We start from the raw sequence: 17789 nt of genomic DNA, 5'->3' as shown, positions 1-17789 counted from the left end.
CTTCCGGTGAGTGGAAGACCCCCTGGTGTCGCCGGACCAGCCCCGGAGGATGGCGGAAAACCCGCGCACGAGCCACGACCAGGAGTGACAGTGAGCTTTCTCGACGACGAGAAGTGGACGGGCCGCGTCTTCACCGGCAGCTGGGAGCGCGCGGCGGGCGGCGACGCCGCGGTCGTCGAACCGGCGACCGGTGACGAGCTGGGCCGGGTGGGCATCGCCTCGCCCGAGGACCTGGCCGCGTCCGCGAAGACGGCCGCCGAGGCGCAGCGCGCGTGGGCGGCGACCTCGTTCCAGGAACGCGCAGCGGTCCTGCGCCGCGCCGGCGACCTGTGGCAGCAGCACGCCGCCGAGCTGAAGGACTGGCTGATCCGGGAGTCCGGCAGCATTCCCGGCAAGGCCGACTTCGAACTGCACGTGGCCGCACAGGAGTGCCACGAAGCCGCCGCGCTGCCCTCGCACCCGACCGGCGAGGTGCTGCCGAGCGAGGCGCCGCGGCTGAGCATGGCGCGCCGCGTGCCGGCCGGGGTGGTGGGCGTGATCGCGCCGTTCAACGCGCCGCTGATCCTGTCGATCCGTTCGGTCGCGCCCGCACTGGCGCTGGGCAACGCCGTCGTGCTCAAGCCGGACCCGCGGACCGCGGTGTGCGGCGGGGTGGCGCTGGCGCGGGTCTTCGAGGAGGCCGGGCTGCCAGCCGGGGTGCTGCACGTGCTGCCCGGCGGTCCGGACGTGGGTGCGGCGCTGGTCGAGGACGAGCACGTCCGCGTCATCTCGTTCACCGGCTCGACGGCGGCCGGCCGCGCGGTCGGTGAATCGGCCGGGCGCCACCTCAAGCGCGCGCACCTGGAGCTGGGCGGCAACTCGGCGCTGATCGTGCTCGACGACGCCGACCTGGAGCAGGCCATGAGCGCCGCCGCGTGGGGGTCGTTCTTCCACCAGGGCCAGATCTGCATGACCACCGGGCGGCACCTGGTGCACGCCTCGCTCTACGACGAGTACGTCGACCGGCTGGCGGACAAGGCGAACCACCTGCCCGTGGGCAACCCGTTCACCGAGCAGGTCGCCCTGGGCCCGATCATCGATGCCGGCCAGCGCGACAAGATCCACGGCCTGGTGACGTCCAGCGTGGACGCCGGGGCGAAGGTCGCCGCCGGTGGCACGTACGAGGACCTGTTCTACCGGGCGACCGTGCTCGCCAGCGCCGGCCCGTCGGTGCCGGCCTACGACCACGAGGTGTTCGGCCCGGTCGCGCCGGTGGCGAAGTTCTCGACCCTGGACGAGGCGGCGAAGCTGGCGTCGGAGAGCGAGTACGGGCTGTCGCTGGGCATCATCACCGCGGACGTGGCGAAGGGCCTGGCGCTGGCGGAGCGGATCCCCACCGGCATCGCGCACATCAACGACCAGACGGTCAACGACGAGGCGCTGGCGCCGTTCGGCGGCGTGTTCGACTCCGGCACGGGCTCCCGCTTCGGCGGCCCCGCGGCCAACATCGAGGCCTTCACCGAGACCCGGTGGGTCACGATGCGTGGCGACGTGGCCGGCTACCCGTTCTGACGGCCACGAGGGGGCGCCGCCCGGCGCCCCCTCAGCCGACGATCCCGTCCACGAAGCACCAGCGCCAGTTCTCCCCCGGCTCGTAGCTGCGGATCACCGGGTGGCGGGTGTCGTGGAAGTGCTGCGTCGCGTGCTTGCGCGGGGACGAGTCGCAGCAGCCGACGTGCCCGCATTCCAGGCACAGCCGCAGGTGCACCCACGTCGTGCCCTCGCGCAGGCAGTCCACGCACCCCGAAGCGTCCGTCTCCGGCGCGCCCGCCGTCTCCAGGTGCACGCAGGTGCCCGCGGTGGCCTCCGGGGTGTCCAGTTCGCGTTCCATGCCCGGTTCCTCCTCGGGTCGCTCCAGGAGCGACTCCTCGATGTCCAGCCCGTCGAGCACCCGCCGGAGCACCTCGTCGTCCGCGGTGCCGTTGTGCCGCGCCGTCAGCAGGACGCTCCGCTCGGCCTCCAGCATCTCGGCCCGCAGCCGACGGTACGCGTCGCTGGGGGTCTCCTCCAGTGCGCTGCCCCGGCCGAGGTTCTCCCACGCCGAGTCCGAGCGGTAGGACTGCTTGTCGCGCAACCGGTCGATGACCTCCGGCGGGTCCTGCGGCCGCCGGATCTCCTCCAGCCGCGCCAGGCCCGCCGACGTCATTTCGTGCAGCAGCGCCGCTTCCTGCAGGGCGTCCTCGGCCGGGTTGGGCGGCGGCAGGCTCAGCCGGCGCACCAGCCCGGGCAGGGTCATGCCGTGCAGCAACAGGGTTCCGGCCACGACGACGAACGCGGCCAGCACCAGTACCGGCCGTCCCGGCGTGCCGTCCGGCAGCACGAACGCGGCCGCGAGCGTCACCACGCCGCGCATGCCCGCCCACGAGATCACCGCGAAGTACGACCACGGGGTCCGGCCGCCCGGCCGCAGGCGGCTGACGAACCCGTACCCGAAGACCCACACGACCCGCGTCAGGATCGTCGCCGCCAGCACACCGGCGCAGATGAGCACGAGCGTCCAGGCCGACAGCCCGACGTGGCCGACCTCCTCGACGATGCGCCGCACCTGCAGTCCGATCAGCAGGAAGACCACGTTCTCCAGCAGGAACTGCACGGTGCGCCAGTTCAGCCTGCTGGCCAGGCGGGACGGCCCGGACAGCAGGCGCGGCATCTGGTGCCCGACGATCAGCCCGGCCACCACGACCGCCAGCACCCCGGAGCCGTGGATCGCCTCGGCGGGCAGGTAGGCCACGAACGGGATGACGAACGACCACGCCGTGTCGGCCACCGGGTCGGTGAGCCGCCGCCGCAACGCGCTGGCCGCCCACCCGATCAGCCCGCCGACCGCCGCTCCCGCGCCCGCGGCGAGCAGGAAGTCGCCGCCGACCTCCCACAGGCTGACGGCGCCGGCGATCGCGGCGACGGCGGTGCGCAGACCGACCAGCGCGGCGGCGTCGTTGAGCAGGCTCTCGCCCTCGAGGATGCGCACGATCTGGCGTGGCATGCCGACCCGCCTGCCCACGGCCGTGGCCGCGACCGCGTCCGGCGGGGCGACGACCGCGCCGAGCGCGAACCCGGCCGCCAGCGGGATCCCGGGCACGATGAGCCACACCACCCAGCCCACGGCGAGCGTGGTGAACACGACGAGCCCGACCGACAGCGCGGCGATCGGCAGGCGGTTGGCGCGGAAGTCGAACAGCGGTGTGCGGATCGCGGTGGCGTACAGCAGTGGGGGCAGCAGGCCGACGAGGACGACCTCGGGGTCGAGGTGGTAGTCCGGCACGCCGGGCACGAACGAGGCCGCGACACCGGTCAGGACGAGCAGCAACGGCGGGGACCAGTTCAGCCGCTGCGCGATACCGGAGACGGCCAGGACGGCGACGACGAGCGCGGCCAGCTCGAGGGCGACGATCATCCCGGCCGCGCCGGCAGCGCCTGGCCGGCCAGTGGCGCGGCGACCTCGTACAGCCGGGGCGTGGCGCGCCAGAAGTGGCTGCGGCCGACCACCCGGCGGCGGGCGTACCCGCGGCTTTCCAGGGTGTAGACGATCGACGCGCAGGTGGCCAGCGGGATTTCGGTGGCACGCGCCAGCGCGGTGAGGGTGAGGCCCTCACCGGCCTCGACAAGGGTCTCCAGCACGGTCAGCGTGCGGTCGACCGAGGGGGATGCCGGTCTCTCCGACGCCATGCGCGGTGCCTCTCGGGGGTTGATCTTCTCGGGTCTCGATGATAGTCACCGGTTCCGGGGAGCGTGAAGGCCACCGTCAGCACGCTGAACGTTTCGCGCGCAGGTCACTTCAGGTGCGCCCACGCCTGGGGTTCCGCCGCGAGGAACTCGGCGAACGTCCACGGGCGGCGGCCGGTGACGTGCTCGATCGTGTGGCTGGTGACCGCCACCTCGCCGGTCGCGATCGCCGCGTACGACCCGACCCAGCCGTCGATCTGCCACGGCTGGGCGCCCGCCCGGGACGCGCGCGCCTCGTCGAGCGTCTCGGCGTGGTAGGTGATCTCCCGGCCGGACACCTCGCTCAGCAGTGCCGCGGTCTCGTCCAGGTCGATCGCCTCCGGGCCGGTGACGTCGTAGACCTGGTCGGCGTGTGCGTCGTCGAGCAGGCACTCCACGGCCAGCCGCGCCACGTCCTGCCGCGCCACCCACGCCAGCCGCCCGTCCGCGGCCGGGCCGCGCAGCACGCCGTCGGAGCCGACGAAATGCGGTGCGACGTCCGCGTACAGGGTGTTGCGCAGGGCCGTCAGCCGCATCCCCGACTCCCGGATGAGCCGCTCGGTCTCGGCGTGCTCGCGGGCGAAGGTGAACGTCGCCAGCGGGGCCGCGCCGAGGAACGAGGTGTAGACGACGCGGCCGACCCCGGCCTCGGCGGCGGCCCGCACGGCGCTGCGGTGCAGGTCCATCCGCTCCGGCCCCTCGTGACCGGACACCAGGAACAGCGTCGAGACGCCGGACAGCGCGTCCCGGAAGCCGGCCGTGTCCTCGTACCTGGTCGCGACGACCTCGGCGCCCGCGGCCTCCGGCGCCCGCGCCGGGTCGCGCACGCACAGCCGCTGCGCGACACCCCGCTCGGCGAGCAGCGCGGAAACCCGCGCACCCAGCTGACCGGTGGCCCCGGTGACGGCGATCGTGCCCATCGTCCTCCTTCTCACGTGCCGGCCCCGCGGCTCACCGGCCGGCGTTGGGCAGGATACGTTCGGTGACCGGCCAGGCGAGCGCCCGGTTCACCGCCGCCGCGAGGCCGGCGGGATCGGTGACGACCGCGGCCACGTAGGCGTCCGGCCGGATCACCCACACCTCGCCGGGCCGCGCGGCCAGTGCTTCGGCGAGCTTGCCGGTCACGTCGACATCGGACAGCCGCAGGGTCCGCATCGGCGCCCGGACGTCCCCCGGCGGGTCGACGTCGGCCCCGTCGGTGGCCAGCAGCAGGACGCCGTCGCGCGCCAGTTCCCGGAAGCGGCTGCACGCCGAACCGGTCACCGACACCGGCACGTCCGGCACCAGGATCCCCGGCCCCGCCGCAGGCACCTCGCCGCGCGGGGGGCGCCCGGCGAAGGGCCGCGAGTCATCGGGCGTCGTCAGCGGCGACCCGGTGTACCAGAAGGGTTCGGCGAGCCGTCCGGAGTCGACCTGGGCCCGCATCGCCGGGTCGGTGGCGGCGGCCTCGAGCACCGAGCGGCGGCGGTGGTGCTGCTCGTCGGTCTGCGGGACCAGGAAGTCCATCGTGGCCGTGGTGACCGCGATGTTCTCGCACGCCGCCGCGTGCCGCTCGTCGTGGTAGGACTCGAGCAGCTCCTCGCCCGCCCACCCGTGCAGGACGAACGCGAGCTTCCACGCGGCGTTCTCCGCGTCACCGACGCCGGAGTTGAGGCCGCGCGCGCCGAACGGCGACACCAGGTGCGCGCAGTCCCCGGCCAGCAGCACGCGGCCCACGCGCATCCGCTCGGCCACCCGCGAGTGGAACCGGTAGACCGACTTCCACACGATCTCGTACGGCCGGTCCCCGATGATCGCGCGGATCCGCGCGTCGAGGGCGCCGCTGGCCTCCTCGGCGGCCAGGTCGTAGTCGCCGGGGACCTGCCAGTCGATGCGGAACGTCGAGTCCGGGCACGGGTGGATGAGCACCTGGCGGCCCGGGTTCCACGACGGGTCGAAGTAGAACCGCCGTTCCTGCGCCCAGCCGGGCAGCTCGGCGCGGATGTCGCAGATGAGGAACCGGTCGTCGAAGGAGTGGCCGGCGAAGCCGACACCGAGCACGCGGCGCAGGTCGTCACCCCGCGCCCCGGCGCACGCCACGGCGTAGGCGGCGCGCAGGTCGCCGCGGCCGTCGACGGTGAGGGTCACCCCGCCGACGTCCTGGGCGATGCCGGTGACCCGGTGGCGCCAGCGCACGTCGATCAGCGGCTCGGCGGCGATCCGCTCGTCCAGGATCTCCTCGGTGCGGGCCTGGGAGATGTTGACGAACGGCGGGAACGCCGAGACGCCCGGATCGGCCATCTCGTAGGCGAACAGTTCGCGGTCGCGGTGGAACGTGCGCGCGGTGGTCCAGGTGACGCCCTCGTCGGCGATGCGCCGTCCGGCGCCCACGGCCTCCCACACGTCGAGCACGTCGCGCTGCTGGCAGATCGCCTTGGAGCCGACCAGGTCGCGTTCCGCGCGGCCGTCCAGCAGCAGCACCGGCACGCCCCACCTGGCCAGCAGCAGCGCGGTCGTCTGCCCGACCGGTCCGTTGCCGATCACCGCCACCGCGCGGTCTCGTGTCGTGGTCATGTCTCAGCCCTGCAGCTGGTCCCAGACCTCGCGGTCCCGCTGCGCCGTCCAGATCACCGGGCGCTCGATGCCGGACAGCTCGTCCCACAGGCGCGAAACGTCGAAGGGCAGGCAGTGCTCGAAGATCGGCCAGTGCCCGAACTTCGGCGACAGGGCCGCGTGGGTGCGCTCGAAGGCCTCCTTGAGCGTGCCACCGGCCCGCTGCACGGCGCCGACCTCGCGGATCATCACGTCGAGGAAGCCGCGGGTCTGCTCGATCGCCGCGTCGACGGCGTCCCGGCCCCGGCTGACCGCGCCGCGGCCGCCGATCAGCGCCTCCGCGCCGAAGGCCTTCACCCGGTCCAGAGTGGACGATGCCCAGTCGCGGTGGAAGGCGTCGCCGGTGTAGAGCGCGGCCTCGGCCTCGACCAGATCGCCGGCGTAGAGGATCTTCTGCCGGGGCAGCCAGGCCACGATGTCGCCCTCGGTGTGCCCGCGGCCGCAGTACTGCAGGACGAGGTCGCCGCGGTCACCGCCGAGGTCGATGGTGAGCCGGTCGGAGAAGGTGAGGGTCGGCCAGGTCAAACCGGGCACCGAGTCGGCGGCCTTGGCCAGCCGCGGCATGCGGCCGAACTCGCTCTCCCAGTCCTCCTTGCCGCGCTCGGCGACCAGCGCGCGGGTGTTCTCGTGCGCGACGATCACCTCGGCGTCGAACGCGGACGCGCCCAGCACGCGCACCGCGTGGTAGTGCGAGAGCACGAGGTAGCGCACCGGCTTGTCGGTGTGCTCGCGGAGCTTGGCGAGCCAGTCCTGGGCCGCGACCGGCGTGGCCAGCGCCTCGAAGCAGACCAGGAAGTCCTCGCCCTCGATGGCGCCGACGTTGGGGTCGCCTTCGGCGGTGAGCGCGTAGACGCCGTCGTCGAGCACCTCCAGGGTCTGTTCCTTCTCCGTCAGGTCGCCGGACGAGGCGAACGACTTCTGAGCCACCCCGCACCTCCTTTTGATCAAACCTTTGACTATTTGGTGGACGTCAGCGTAACCCGGGTCACCCCGTAACGGAAGCCTACTTCCCGAACCCGGCGGTAACCCGGACGTTGGTCGAACGGGGGGCGCGCAGGGGCCTAGCCTGAAGCGCATGACCGCAGACCCGGCTGCTCGCGATGAGCTGGACTACCTGACGTTCGTGGACTACGCGATCGCCAAGACGACCGCGGAGCTGCCCGCGGTCGACGCCACCGCGATGCGCCTCGGCCTGACGTTGCACCGTCTGACCAGCGCACTCGTCTACGACTGGGAGTCCACGGTGCACCGGCCGCGCGGCTGGAGCTGGGGCGGCTTCCGGGTGCTGTTCGTGCTGTGGCTGGCCGGGCCGATGGAGGCCAAACGGGTCGCGCGGTTGTCCGGGATGAGCCGCGCGGCCGTGTCGGCGCTGGTCAACACGCTGGAACGGGACGGACTGGTGTCGCGCAAGCAGGCCGAGCACGACCGGCGGGCGGTGCTGCTGACCCTCACCGAGGCCGGCCACGAGGCGATCACCAGCGCATACGAGGCGCACAACGCCCGTGAGCAGGCGTGGGCGCACGCGCTCACCAAGCCGGAGCAGACCATCCTCATCGGACTGCTCGAGAAGCTCACGACGAGTTCGGCGGCACTCGAAGCGAAACGCCGCTTCTAGCCGGCGAAGTGGCGCCGCTCACCGCACCACCGCGCCACGGTCATCAAAACTTTGACCGATTCAGGCGGCGGGCAGGACGGCCTCGATGGCCTCGACGACCTCCGGGGCCTCCGGGTCGGTGCGCGGCCGGAACCGGGCCACGACCTTGCCGTCGGGGTCGACGAGGAACTTCTCGAAGTTCCACTGCACGTCCCCGCGCTGCCCCTCGGCGTCCGGCGTCTCGACCAGCTCGGCGTAGACCGGGTGCCGGCCGGGCCCGTTGACCTCGATCTTGGAGAACATCGGGAACGTGACGCCGTAGGTGGCCGAGCAGAAGGTGGCGATCTCCTCGGCGGAGCCCGGTTCCTGGCCGGCGAACTGGTTGCACGGGAAGCCGACGACGGAGAACCCCCGGTCGCCGTAGCGTTCCTGCAGCCGCTCCAGTCCGGCGTACTGCGGGGTCAGCCCGCACCGGGACGCGACGTTCACGATGAGCAGCGCCTTGCGGCCCAGCCCGCCCAGTGTCGCGGGTTCGCCGGCGAGCGTGCGCAGCTCGATGTCAGCCAGGGCCATGGAAAACCTCCGCCAGTGGTCGGTGCCTCACCACTGGCAACGCGATCACGGCCGGGCCGTTCCCCTCCCGGCGCCGACCGTGACCAGCGTTACACCCCGCTTACACCCGATCAGCCCAGTCGCTGGGCCGGAACCGGCGTGACTCCCTCGCCCGGCTTGAGGCCGAGGGCGTCCAGCAGCAGCGCGCAGTCCTCCGCGCTGCGCGCCGCGGAAGCCACCGCGCGCACGGCGCGGCGGCGCTGGTCGGCGATCAGTTCGGTGTCCTCGGCCGAGGTCACCGGCACGTTGAAGTCGGCGACCTCCCGCAAGTGCTCACGCATGTCCATCCCCTGTCTGCACGTGATCCGTGTAGGGCGGCGGTACCCGGGGTAGCCGGGGACCGGAGAAAGGAGCGGTTGATGAACTACTCCCCGGACCCGGTGCGTGCCGAGGGCCCGGCCGCCGTAACCGAAGGTACCCCGGACGGGCCGACCGTGCTGGTGCTCGATCCGACCGGGCTGGCCAAGCACGAAGGCCTGCCTGCGACGTGGCGGGACAAGACGGACGACTGGCAGATCGTGTGGTGCCGCCTGCCCGCGGACGGCGGGCTGACGCAGGCCGACGACATCCTGTCCGACCCGCCCGGCCAGACGGTGCACGTGGTGGCGAGCGGACCGTTCGCCGACGGCGCGCTGCGGCTGGCCGAACAGCACACCGGATCCGTGCGTTCGGTGCTGCTGGTGGACCCGGCTGCCGAGCGGTTCGTGCCCCCGGGGCACGGCGAGACCGCGGACCGGCACTGGGAGAACGACCACCGCGAGCGGATCGACGGCCTGGCGGCATCCGGGGTGCGGGTGCGCGTGGTGGCGCACAGCACCGGCGGCGAGGACGACCGCATCCCGGCACCGCTGCCGCTGGGCCACCCCGACGTGGTCGCCGGCGTCGAGCGCGCCGTCGCGGAAATCGACTGAGGGAGTGATCTGGTGACCGAGCCCGACGAGGAGTCCGTGCGCGAAGCGCTGGAGCAGGAGTCCCCGCTGCCGCCCGATCCCGAGGCGCCCGAGGCGGACGCGCTGGAGCAGCGGCAGGTGACGAACCCGCCGCCGCGCACCGGGCTGTCGCCCGGCCTGCCGGCCGAGGCCGACCCCGGGGACGTCGCGGAGCAGCAGCGGGAAGTGGAGTACGAGACGGACGAGGAGGCCCTGCGTGGGTGACCCGGCCAGGATCGTGATCATCGGCGGCGGCTACGTGGGCGCCACGACGGCGAGGCAGCTGCGCAAGCGCCTCTCCGCCGACGAAGCCCAGCTGACCGTCATCGACCCGCGGTCCTACATGACCTACCAGCCGTTCCTCGCCGAAGCCGCGGCCGGCTCCGTCGAGCCGCGACACGTGGTGGTGCCGCTGCGCGAGGTCCTGCCCGGCTGCAAGGTGATGTCCGCCGAGGCGACCGGCGTCGACACGACGTCGAAGTCGGTGACCCTGCGGGTGGCCGACGGGCACGTCGAGCAGATCGGCTACGACATCCTCGTCGTGGCGCCGGGGTCGGTGTCCCGGACGCTGCCCATCCCGGGCCTGGCCGAGCACGGCATCGGTTTCAAGACCCTGGAGGAGGCCGTCTACCTGCGCAACCACGTGCTGTCCCGGCTCGACCTCGCGGCCAGCACGGTGGACCGGGAGCTGCGCCGCAAGCTGCTGACGTTCCTGTTCGTCGGCGGCGGCTACGCCGGGATCGAGGCGATGGCGGAGCTGGAGGACATGACCCGCCACGCGCTGAAGGACTACGCCATCGACCGCTCCGAGCTGCGCTGGGTGCTGGTCGAGGCGGCCGACCGGATCATGCCGGAGGTCAGCTCGTCGCTGGCGACCTACACACTCGGCCTGCTGACCAAGCGCGGGTTCGAGGTCCACCTCGGCACGACGCTCAAATCGTGCGAGGACTGCCACGTGGTGCTGGGCGACGACACCGAGTTCGACGCCGACACCATCGTGTGGACCGCCGGCGTCAAGCCGAGCCCGATGCTCGCCGACACCGACCTGCCGCTCAACCCCAAGGGCCGCGTCTGCTGCGCGACCACACTCGAGGTGGACGGCGCGCCGGGCGTGTTCTCCGCCGGCGACGCGGCGGCCGTGCCGGATGTGACCAGCAAGGAGCCGGGCGCGGTGTGCGCACCGTCGGCGCAGCACGCGTCGCGGCAGGCGGTGGTGCTGGCGAAGAACATCGTCGCGACCCTGCGGGGCGGCCCGCTGGAGGGCTACCGGCACTCCTATGCCGGGTCCGTCGCCAGCCTGGGCCTCTACCAGGGCGTCGCACAGATCTACGGGGTCAAGCTGCGGGGCTGGCCGGCGTGGGCGCTGCACCGCGCCTACCACCTGATGACCATGCCGACCGCGCACCGCAAGACGCGGATCGCCGCGGACTGGCTGATCTCGCTGCCGTTCCGGCGCCAGGTCGTCGCGACCGGCGAGCAGCACCACCCGCGGGAGCAGTTCGTCCGGGCCAGCCGGGGGTAGCGGAGGTTCTGATGGGGGTACCGGTCGCCCGCAAGCTGATCGACGCCCACCTGGTGTCCGGGGAACCGGTGCCGGGCCGGGAGATCGGCCTGCGGGTCGACCAGACCCTCACCCAGGACGCCACCGGCACGCTCGTCATGCAGGAACTGGAGGCGCTGGGGCTGGACCGGGCACGCACCCAGGTCAGCGTCCAGTACGTCGACCACAACCTGCTGCAGGCCGACGAGAAGAACGCCGAGGACCACGCGTTCCTGCGCTCGGCGTGCCGCCGGTACGGGCTCTGGTTCTCCAAGCCCGGCAACGGGGTTTCGCACCCCACGCACATGCAGCGGTTCGGGGTGCCGGGCACGACGATGGTCGGGTCGGATTCGCACACGTGCGCGGCCGGGTCCCTCGGCATGCTCGCGATCGGCGTCGGCGGGCTCGAGGTCGCGATGGCGATCGCCGGTGAGCCGCTGTACCTGCGGATGCCGGAGATCTGGGGCGTGCGGCTGACCGGCTCGCTGCCGGAGTGGGTGTCGGCCAAGGACGTGATCCTGGAGATGCTGCGGCGGCACAGCGTCAAGGGCGGCCTCAACCGGATCGTGGAGTACCACGGGCCGGGGCTGGCGTCGCTGTCGGCGATGGACCGGCACGTCATCGCGAACATGGGCGCCGAGCTGGGCGCCACGACGACGGTCTTCCCCGCCGACCAGGCGGTCCTGGACTTCCTGCGGGCACAGGACCGCGCGGACGATTTCACCGAGCTGCTGCCCGACCCCGACGCGGTGTACGACCTCGAGGACGAGATCGATCTGTCCACTTTGGAGCCCTTGATCGCGTGCCCGTCCTCCCCGGACAACGTGGTGCCGGTGCGCGAGGTGGCCGGCACCGAGGTGCGGCAGGTGGTGATCGGCTCGTCGGCGAACCCCGGGTTGCGCGACTTCGCGATCGCCGCCGCGATGGTGCGCGGACGGCAGACGTGCGACGCGGTGAGCTTCGACGTCAACCCGACCTCGCGGGAGATCCTGGCGGACCTGACGAAGATGGGCGCGACGCTGGACCTCGTGCAGGCCGGCGCGCGGCTGCACCAGGCCGGGTGCCTGGGGTGCATCGGGATGGGGCAGGCGCCCGCGGCCGGGCACAACTCGCTGCGCACGTTCCCGCGGAACTTCCCGGGCCGGTCGGGCACGAAGGAGGACAGCGTCTGGCTGTGCTCACCGGAGACGGCTGCCGCGGCCGCGTTGACCGGGGTGATCACCGATCCGCGCGAGCTGAACATGGGATACCCGCAGGTCGAGCTGCCGGAGCGGGCCACCGTGAACACGGCGATGCTGGTGCCGCCGTTGCCGCCCGCACAGGCGGCGAAGGAGGAGCTGGTCAAGGGGCCGAACATCTCGTCGCTGCCGGACTTCCCGCCGTTGCCGGACGACATGGCGGGGCCGGTCCTGCTGAAGGTGGGCGACAACATCTCCACCGACGAGATCTCCCCGGCCGGTGCCGCGGCGCTGCCGTTCCGCTCGAACATCCCGAAGCTGGCCGATTTCACGTTCACCCGCGTCGACGAGAGCTACCCGGAGCGGGCGCGCTCGGCCGACGAGGGGCATTTCGTGGTCGGCGGGGACAACTACGGGCAGGGGTCGTCGCGGGAGCACGCGGCCATCACGCCGCGGCACCTCGGGTTGCGGGCGGTGGTCGCGAAGTCGTTCGCGCGGATCCACTGGCAGAACCTGGCGAACTTCGGGATCCTCGCGCTGGAGTTCACCGACCCGGCGGATTACGACCGGGTGGAGCAGGGGCACGTGTTGCGGCTGCGCGGGGTGCGCGCCCAGCTGTCCGAGGGCGAGGAGATCACGGCCACGGACACCACGACCGAGACCGACATCGCCCTGCGGCACCGGCTCTCGCCGCGGCAGGTGGAGGCGGTGCTCGCCGGGGGCCGCATCCCGCTGCTCGCACGCCGGTGAACCCGGCACACCACCTCGGCTCACGCTGTGGTTGATCCGGTTGCCGGAAGGTCCCCTGCCCGCGGTAGGCACCGCTCCCCCGCAGGCGGCGGCGTGGGCACCTGAGGATCCGCGCCGAGGTGGGGCAGGCGCACCGGAGGATCCGGCTCGCCGCACGACGAATCGCGCCGCCGCCCACCCGGTCAGGGCGGCCCCGCGACCGGCGCTCCCCCGCCGGTGCGGCCGGCTCACCCGCGAATCCGCCTGGAAACCCCTGCCCGCGGGTTGTCCCGCGGTGGGCCCTGCCTCCGGCCCGTGACAGCCGGCTCACCGCACGAATCGCGCGACCGCCCACCCGGTCAGGGCAGCCCGCGACCGGCGCTCCCCCGCCGGTGCGGCCGACCCACCCGCGAATCCGCCTGGAAACCCCCGCCCGCGGGTCCTCCCGCGGTGGGCCCTGCCTCCGGCCCGTGACGGCCAGCCCACCGAACGAATCGCGCCGCCGCCCACCCGGTCAGGGCGGCCCCGCGACCGGCGCTCCCCCGCCGGTGCGGCCGGCTCACCCGCGAATCCGCCTGGAAACCCCTGCCCGCGGGTTGTCCCGCGGTGGGCCCTGCCTCCGGCCCGTGACAGCCGGCTCACCGCACGAATCGCGCCGCCGCCCACCCGGTCAGGGCAGCCCGCGACCGGCGCTCCCCCGCCGGTGCGGCCGACCCACCCGCGAATCCGCCTGGAAACCCCTGCCCGGGGCGTCTCACGGTGGGCACTACCTCCGGCCCGTGACGGCGGCTCACCGCATGCCGAATCGCGCCACGCAGCAGCGTGGTCAGCCCCGCCCGGCCGGAAAACCCACCGCGCGGCGCATCCAGCGCATCGCAGCCCGCAAGCTGGTGCGGTGTGGCTCACACGGACGGACGACAATACGTAGCCGGTTCGGTGTTCCGGCGGATGTGTGCTCACCTCGCCGCCGGGGACCCTTCAGGTATGACCGCGCAAGATGTCCAGGCCCTGGCGGACGCCGCCGACGGGCTGATCCTGTTCCACAACGGCCTCTGGGGCGCCCCGACGTGCTACATGTGGGCCGGCCCCGACGGGACCGCGGCCGGGCGCGTGCCGCCCTGGGAGTGCGAGGCCCTCGACCGCCTCAGCTGGCGGAAACTGATCGTCGCCGAGCCGGGCGCGGGCGCTGGGGACGTGCCGGTCGTGCCCACCGAGGCCGGCCTGGCGCTGCTCCGCGCCCACCGGGCCCACGCCGCCTGAGCGCGCCCCTCCCTCAGCTCGCCCACCGAGCCGCCGAAACCTGCGGCCCTCGTCTCAGCGGTCGGCGTACGAGAACCAGCGGTCAGCGCGCGAACTCGCCGAAATCCTCCGCGAACCGCACGAGCAGCGACGCCGGCGCCGCCCGGTCGGCGGCCTCCCACCCGGCCGTCACCTCCGCCACCACCCGCGCCCGGAACGCGTGGATCGCCTCCAGCACCCGCCGGCCGTGGGCTCCAGCAGTGACCGTCGCCCGTCGGACTGGTCGGCGCGGCGCCGCAGCAACCCCGCGTCCAGCGCCTGAGCGGCGAGGCGGCGCGCCCGCGGCTGGTCCGTTCCCAGCAGCGCCGCCGCCTCGATGACGGTCGGTGGGTGCTCCGCCGCCGCGACGGCGTCCAGCAGCTCGTGGGCCGCGTCCGGCACCCCACCGCGCCGCCCCGGCTCCCGCGGCAACCGGGCCAGCGGGCGCCGCGACTGGGACCGGCGCAGCGCGGCCATCGCCTGCGCGATCGATTCGGCGTTGGCTGCGCCACCTGCACACCCTGCTCGAGGACGGCGTGACTGCCGTCCTGACCGACCTCGGCCTGACCCGCCGGCACTGGCAGGTCCTCAACGAGTTCAGCCGGGCGCTCGACGCGTTCCACGGCGTCGACGAAGCCCGCGCCGACCTGGTGCGACGTGGCTGGGCCACCCCGGAGGCCACAGGCTCGTCAGTCCAGTTCGGCGTGAATCTCCCGCAGCAACGCCGCCGCGGCGGGCGACAGCGGCCGCACGGCCGAGTGCACCAGCGACACCGACCACCGCAGCGGCTCCGGCACGAGCGGGACCTCGACCACGCCGGCCATCCCGTCGGCGGCCCCGGCCGGGACGAACCCCACCCCGAGGCCCTGGCAGATGAGCGACCGGGCGGTGGCGTAGTCCGACACCTCCAGCGGCACCGACCGAGTCAGCCCGGCGCCGGCGAACGCGCGGTCCACCAGCGTCCGGTTGCCCCAGCCCAGCGGGAAGTCGACGAAGGACTCCTCGGCGAGGTCGGCGAGCGTCACCTCCGCCCGGCGGGCGAGCGCGTGGTCCGGCCCGCACAGCAGGCGCAGGTCTTCCTTGCTGACCACCTCGTGCGCCAGCCCCGCGGGCGCCCGCCCGGACACGGACGCCAGCGCCAGGTCCATGCGGCCGTCCAGCACCGCCCGCACGTGCCCGGCCGATCCGGACGGCGAGTACTGCAGCCGCACGGCCGCGCGCGGGTGCCGCCGCGAGAACCGGCCCAGCACGCGCGGCACGTCCACCCGCCCGGACGAGAGCAGCGTGCCCATGGTGACCACGCCCCGGACCTCGCCGCTCGCCCCCGACGCGGCCTGCGCCGCCGCCCGCGCCGCGGCCAGGGTGGCCCGCGCCCCGGGCAGCATCGCCTCCCCCGCGGCGGTCAGGGCGACCCGGCGGCTGTCCCGGTCGAACAGTTCGGCGCCGACCTCCTTCTCCAGCGCGCGGATCGCCGTCGACACCGCCGACTGCACGATCCGCAGCCGCTGCGAGGCGCGCGTGAAGCTCAGTTCCTCGGCGACCGCCACGAAGTACGACAGCTGACGCAGTTCCACACCCGCTATCCAACACCGCGATAGCTGCGAGCGAAAACATTCGTTGGACGAGATGACCGCGCGGGCGCACTCTGGCCTCGTGAACCTCGGAACCACGGCTTCGCACCGCCACGCCACGGGCTTCTGGCTCGTCGCCTACACCTTCGCGGTGACCATGGGCTTCTCCGCCGCCCCGGCCCCGCTCTACGTGGTGTACCAGCAGAAGGACGGGTTCGGACCGTTCACCGTCACCCTCGTCTTCGCCGCCTACGCGCTGGGCGTGATCGTCAGCCTGTTCATGGCCGGGCACGTGTCCGACTGGGTGGGCCGCCGCCGGGTGCTGGTGCCCGCGGTGCTGGTCAACGTGCTCGCCGGGGTCGTGTTCCTGGCGTGGTCGTCGGTGCCCGCGCTGCTCGCCGCGCGGTTCGTGTCGGGCGTCAGCATCGGCATGCTCACCGCGACCGCCACCGCGCACCTGACCGAACTGCACTTCGCGGCGCGGCCGGACGCCACGCGGACCCGCGCCGACGTGGTGGCGACGGCGGCCAACCTGGGCGGCATCGGCCTCGGCCCGCTCGTGGCCGGGCTGCTCGCCGAGTACGCGGGCGATCCGCTGCACGTGCCCTACCTGGTGTTCCAGGCGCTGATGCTGCTCGGCGCGATCGGGGTGGCCCGGACGCCGGAGACGGTGACCGCCACACGCGTGCGCTACCGGCCGCAACGGGTGTCGGTCCCGCCGCAGGCCCGTGCCCGCTACCTCGCCGCCGGTGCGGCCGCTCTCGCCGAGTTCGCGGTGTTCGGCCTGTTCACCTCGCTGGCGCCGGGTTTCCTGGCGAACACGCTGCACGAGCAGTCCCACGCGCTGGCCGGGGTGAGCGTGTTCGTCGTCTTCGGTGCCGCGGCGGCGGCGCAGATCGTGCTCGCACGGGCGCAGCTGCGGCGGTTGCTCGGGGTCGGGCTCGGGTTGCTGACCACCGGGCTCGTGCTGGTGACGGTGGCGGTGTGGTTGCCCAGCCTGGCGGTGTTCCTGCTCGGCGCGGTGCTCGCCGGAGCCGGGGCGGGTGCCGGGTTCAAGGGCAGCGTCGGGACCGTGCTCGAACTGGCCCCGGCGGACAGCCGCGGCGAGGCGCTGGCCGGGCTGTTCCTCGCCGCCTACACCGGGCTCGCGGTGCCGGTGCTCGCGCTCGGTGTCGCCACCCAGGTGCTCGACATCCGGGTCGCGCTGCTCGGGTTCACCGCGGCGCTGCTGGTGATCCTGGCGCTGGTGGTGCGCCGGCTGTTCCGGGCGAGCTGAGCGCCTGCACGTCGGCGTAGCCGGGCACCGGCGGGATGTCCTGCCCAGCGGCGACAGCGTGGACCGTGCGCACCACCGCCTCCAGCGCCGCCCGGAACAGCAGCGAGCCGAGGCTGATCCGCCGCACCCCGAGTTCGGCGAGCCGAGCGACGCCCGGACCGGACGGCGAGAACAGGATGTTCACCGGGACGTCGACCGCCGCGACCACAGCGGCGATCGGCACTTCGCCGGTCAGGCCGGGCACGAACACGCCGTCCGCGCCCGCCTCCTGGTAGGCGCGGATCCGGCCGACCGGGTCCGCACCGGTGCCGAGCCAGTGCGTGTCGGTGCGGGCGTTGACGAACAGTCCGGACGCGGCGGACTTGAGCGCGGCGATCAGCTCCTGCTGGTGCGCGGGGTCGGCGAGGCGCCCGTTGTCGCGGCCGTCCTCGATGTTCACCCCGGCGACGCCGAGCGCCGCCAGCTCCGCGCCGAGCGCACCGACCTCCGCCGGGTCCTCGGAGAACCCGCCCTCGATGTCGACGGTGACGTGGCACGGCAAGGGGGTCAGGCGCCGGGCGAGCGCGACGGTTTCGGCGCGCGTGGCGCCGGTCCCGTCCGGCAGGCCGGCGGCGGCCGCAACGCCGAGGCTCGTCGTGCCGATGGCCGGGAACCCTTCGGCCACCAGGACGGCGGCGGAGGCGTGGTCCCAGGCGTTGGGCAGCAGCAGGGGGCGTCCGGCGCGATGCAGGTCGGCGAAGCTCATGGTC

18 protein-coding genes are annotated in these 17789 nt (G+C 73.5%); 8 read left to right on the top strand and 10 right to left on the bottom strand.

What is annotated here, in order from left to right:
- The first annotated feature begins 90 nt into the window (after positions 1-90).
- Positions 91-1551: a benzaldehyde dehydrogenase gene (locus FB470_RS23600; protein WP_306994907.1), complete on the top strand. Its 1461-nt coding sequence runs from the start codon at positions 91-93 to the stop codon at positions 1549-1551.
- Between the two features lie 31 nt (positions 1552-1582).
- Here FB470_RS23600 and FB470_RS23595 read toward each other — a convergent pair whose 3' ends face one another.
- The 5 genes from FB470_RS23595 to FB470_RS23575 all read right to left on the bottom strand — a co-directional run bounded on the left by FB470_RS23595 (position 1583) and on the right by FB470_RS23575 (position 7260).
- Positions 1583-3433 (bottom strand): Na+/H+ antiporter, encoded by a 1851-nt coding sequence (locus FB470_RS23595; protein WP_306994906.1) that lies wholly within the window; start codon positions 3431-3433, stop codon positions 1583-1585.
- Positions 3430-3705, bottom strand: a complete 276-nt coding sequence (locus FB470_RS23590; protein ID WP_306994904.1) for a helix-turn-helix domain-containing protein — start codon at positions 3703-3705, stop codon at positions 3430-3432. The genes FB470_RS23595 and FB470_RS23590 overlap by 4 nt, the downstream gene beginning before the upstream one ends.
- A 104-nt stretch (positions 3706-3809) precedes the next feature.
- Positions 3810-4661: an SDR family oxidoreductase gene (locus FB470_RS23585; RefSeq protein WP_306994902.1), complete on the bottom strand. Its 852-nt coding sequence runs from the start codon at positions 4659-4661 to the stop codon at positions 3810-3812.
- 31 nt (positions 4662-4692) lie between these two features.
- Positions 4693-6294: an FAD-dependent monooxygenase gene (locus FB470_RS23580; protein WP_306994900.1), complete on the bottom strand. Its 1602-nt coding sequence runs from the start codon at positions 6292-6294 to the stop codon at positions 4693-4695.
- 3 nt (positions 6295-6297) lie between these two features.
- Entirely contained in the window at positions 6298-7260 is a 963-nt protein-coding gene (locus FB470_RS23575; RefSeq protein ID WP_306994899.1) for an MBL fold metallo-hydrolase, read from the bottom strand.
- A gap of 148 nt (positions 7261-7408) precedes the next feature.
- On the opposite strand from FB470_RS23575, the gene FB470_RS23570 reads away from it, so the two are divergent.
- Positions 7409-7948, top strand: a complete 540-nt coding sequence (locus FB470_RS23570; protein ID WP_306994897.1) for a MarR family winged helix-turn-helix transcriptional regulator — start codon at positions 7409-7411, stop codon at positions 7946-7948.
- A 60-nt stretch (positions 7949-8008) separates the two neighbouring features.
- Here the strand turns inward: FB470_RS23570 and FB470_RS23565 are convergent, their stop codons facing one another.
- Positions 8009-8500 (bottom strand): glutathione peroxidase, encoded by a 492-nt coding sequence (locus tag FB470_RS23565; RefSeq protein WP_306994896.1) that lies wholly within the window; start codon positions 8498-8500, stop codon positions 8009-8011.
- Between the two features lie 110 nt (positions 8501-8610).
- Entirely contained in the window at positions 8611-8820 is a 210-nt protein-coding gene (locus FB470_RS23560; protein WP_370876540.1) for a hypothetical protein, read from the bottom strand.
- 78 nt (positions 8821-8898) lie between these two features.
- Here FB470_RS23560 and FB470_RS23555 point away from each other — a divergent pair, with 78 nt between their 5' ends.
- From FB470_RS23555 to FB470_RS23535, 5 genes are all read left to right on the top strand, one after another.
- On the top strand, positions 8899-9450 hold the full coding sequence (locus FB470_RS23555) for a hypothetical protein (RefSeq protein ID WP_306994892.1): 552 nt from the start codon (positions 8899-8901) through the stop codon (positions 9448-9450).
- Between the two features lie 12 nt (positions 9451-9462).
- Complete coding sequence (locus tag FB470_RS23550) at positions 9463-9693, top strand: hypothetical protein (RefSeq protein WP_306994890.1); 231 nt, start codon at positions 9463-9465, stop codon at positions 9691-9693.
- On the top strand, positions 9686-10990 hold the full coding sequence (locus FB470_RS23545) for an NAD(P)/FAD-dependent oxidoreductase (RefSeq protein ID WP_306994888.1): 1305 nt from the start codon (positions 9686-9688) through the stop codon (positions 10988-10990). The genes FB470_RS23550 and FB470_RS23545 overlap by 8 nt, the downstream gene beginning before the upstream one ends.
- Positions 10991-11001: 11 nt before the next feature.
- A complete protein-coding gene (locus FB470_RS23540; protein ID WP_306994886.1) occupies positions 11002-12936 on the top strand; it encodes an aconitate hydratase in 1935 nt (644 codons plus the stop codon).
- 963 nt (positions 12937-13899) lie between these two features.
- On the top strand, positions 13900-14175 hold the full coding sequence (locus tag FB470_RS23535; RefSeq protein WP_306994884.1) for a hypothetical protein: 276 nt from the start codon (positions 13900-13902) through the stop codon (positions 14173-14175).
- Positions 14176-14343: 168 nt separating this feature from the next.
- Here the strand turns inward: FB470_RS23535 and FB470_RS23530 are convergent, their stop codons facing one another.
- On the bottom strand, positions 14344-14670 hold the full coding sequence (locus FB470_RS23530; RefSeq protein WP_306994882.1) for a MarR family transcriptional regulator: 327 nt from the start codon (positions 14668-14670) through the stop codon (positions 14344-14346).
- Positions 14671-14882: 212 nt separating this feature from the next.
- The gene (locus tag FB470_RS23525) at positions 14883-15767 is read right to left on the bottom strand and encodes a LysR family transcriptional regulator (protein WP_306994880.1); all 885 of its coding nucleotides are present in this window, start codon (positions 15765-15767) and stop codon (positions 14883-14885) included.
- Positions 15768-15846: 79 nt separating this feature from the next.
- On the opposite strand from FB470_RS23525, the gene FB470_RS23520 reads away from it, so the two are divergent.
- Complete coding sequence (locus FB470_RS23520; RefSeq protein WP_306994879.1) at positions 15847-17040, top strand: MFS transporter; 1194 nt, start codon at positions 15847-15849, stop codon at positions 17038-17040.
- On the opposite strand, the gene FB470_RS23515 is transcribed toward FB470_RS23520, so the two are convergent.
- Complete coding sequence (locus tag FB470_RS23515) at positions 16979-17785, bottom strand: isocitrate lyase/PEP mutase family protein (RefSeq protein WP_306994877.1); 807 nt, start codon at positions 17783-17785, stop codon at positions 16979-16981. The two genes, FB470_RS23520 and FB470_RS23515, sit on opposite strands and share 62 nt — an antisense overlap.
- Positions 17786-17789 lie beyond the last annotated feature (4 nt).

It is taken from the genome of Amycolatopsis thermophila (assembly GCF_030814215.1).
Classification (GTDB): domain Bacteria; phylum Actinomycetota; class Actinomycetes; order Mycobacteriales; family Pseudonocardiaceae; genus Amycolatopsis_E; species Amycolatopsis_E thermophila.
The sequence above is the reverse complement of the archived record's forward strand: the minus strand, read 5'-3'. Positions and strand labels throughout refer to the sequence as shown.

Excerpts from the sequence above, each read along its gene's own strand:
- FB470_RS23560 (WP_370876540.1), bottom strand. The coding sequence starts at position 8,820 with ATGCGTGAGCACTTGCGGGAGGTCGCCGACTTCAACGTGCCGGTGACC.
- FB470_RS23585 (WP_306994902.1), bottom strand. The coding sequence starts at position 4,661 with ATGGGCACGATCGCCGTCACCGGGGCCACCGGTCAGCTGGGTGCGCGG.
- FB470_RS23570 (WP_306994897.1), top strand. The coding sequence starts at position 7,409 with ATGACCGCAGACCCGGCTGCTCGCGATGAGCTGGACTACCTGACGTTC.
- FB470_RS23595 (WP_306994906.1), bottom strand. The coding sequence starts at position 3,433 with ATGATCGTCGCCCTCGAGCTGGCCGCGCTCGTCGTCGCCGTCCTGGCC.
- FB470_RS23530 (WP_306994882.1), bottom strand. The coding sequence starts at position 14,670 with ATGGCCGCGCTGCGCCGGTCCCAGTCGCGGCGCCCGCTGGCCCGGTTG.
- FB470_RS23535 (WP_306994884.1), top strand. The coding sequence starts at position 13,900 with ATGACCGCGCAAGATGTCCAGGCCCTGGCGGACGCCGCCGACGGGCTG.
- FB470_RS23540 (WP_306994886.1), top strand. The coding sequence starts at position 11,002 with ATGGGGGTACCGGTCGCCCGCAAGCTGATCGACGCCCACCTGGTGTCC.
- FB470_RS23555 (WP_306994892.1), top strand. The coding sequence starts at position 8,899 with ATGAACTACTCCCCGGACCCGGTGCGTGCCGAGGGCCCGGCCGCCGTA.
- FB470_RS23580 (WP_306994900.1), bottom strand. The coding sequence starts at position 6,294 with ATGACCACGACACGAGACCGCGCGGTGGCGGTGATCGGCAACGGACCG.
- FB470_RS23515 (WP_306994877.1), bottom strand. The coding sequence starts at position 17,785 with ATGAGCTTCGCCGACCTGCATCGCGCCGGACGCCCCCTGCTGCTGCCC.
- FB470_RS23590 (WP_306994904.1), bottom strand. The coding sequence starts at position 3,705 with ATGGCGTCGGAGAGACCGGCATCCCCCTCGGTCGACCGCACGCTGACC.
- FB470_RS23565 (WP_306994896.1), bottom strand. The coding sequence starts at position 8,500 with ATGGCCCTGGCTGACATCGAGCTGCGCACGCTCGCCGGCGAACCCGCG.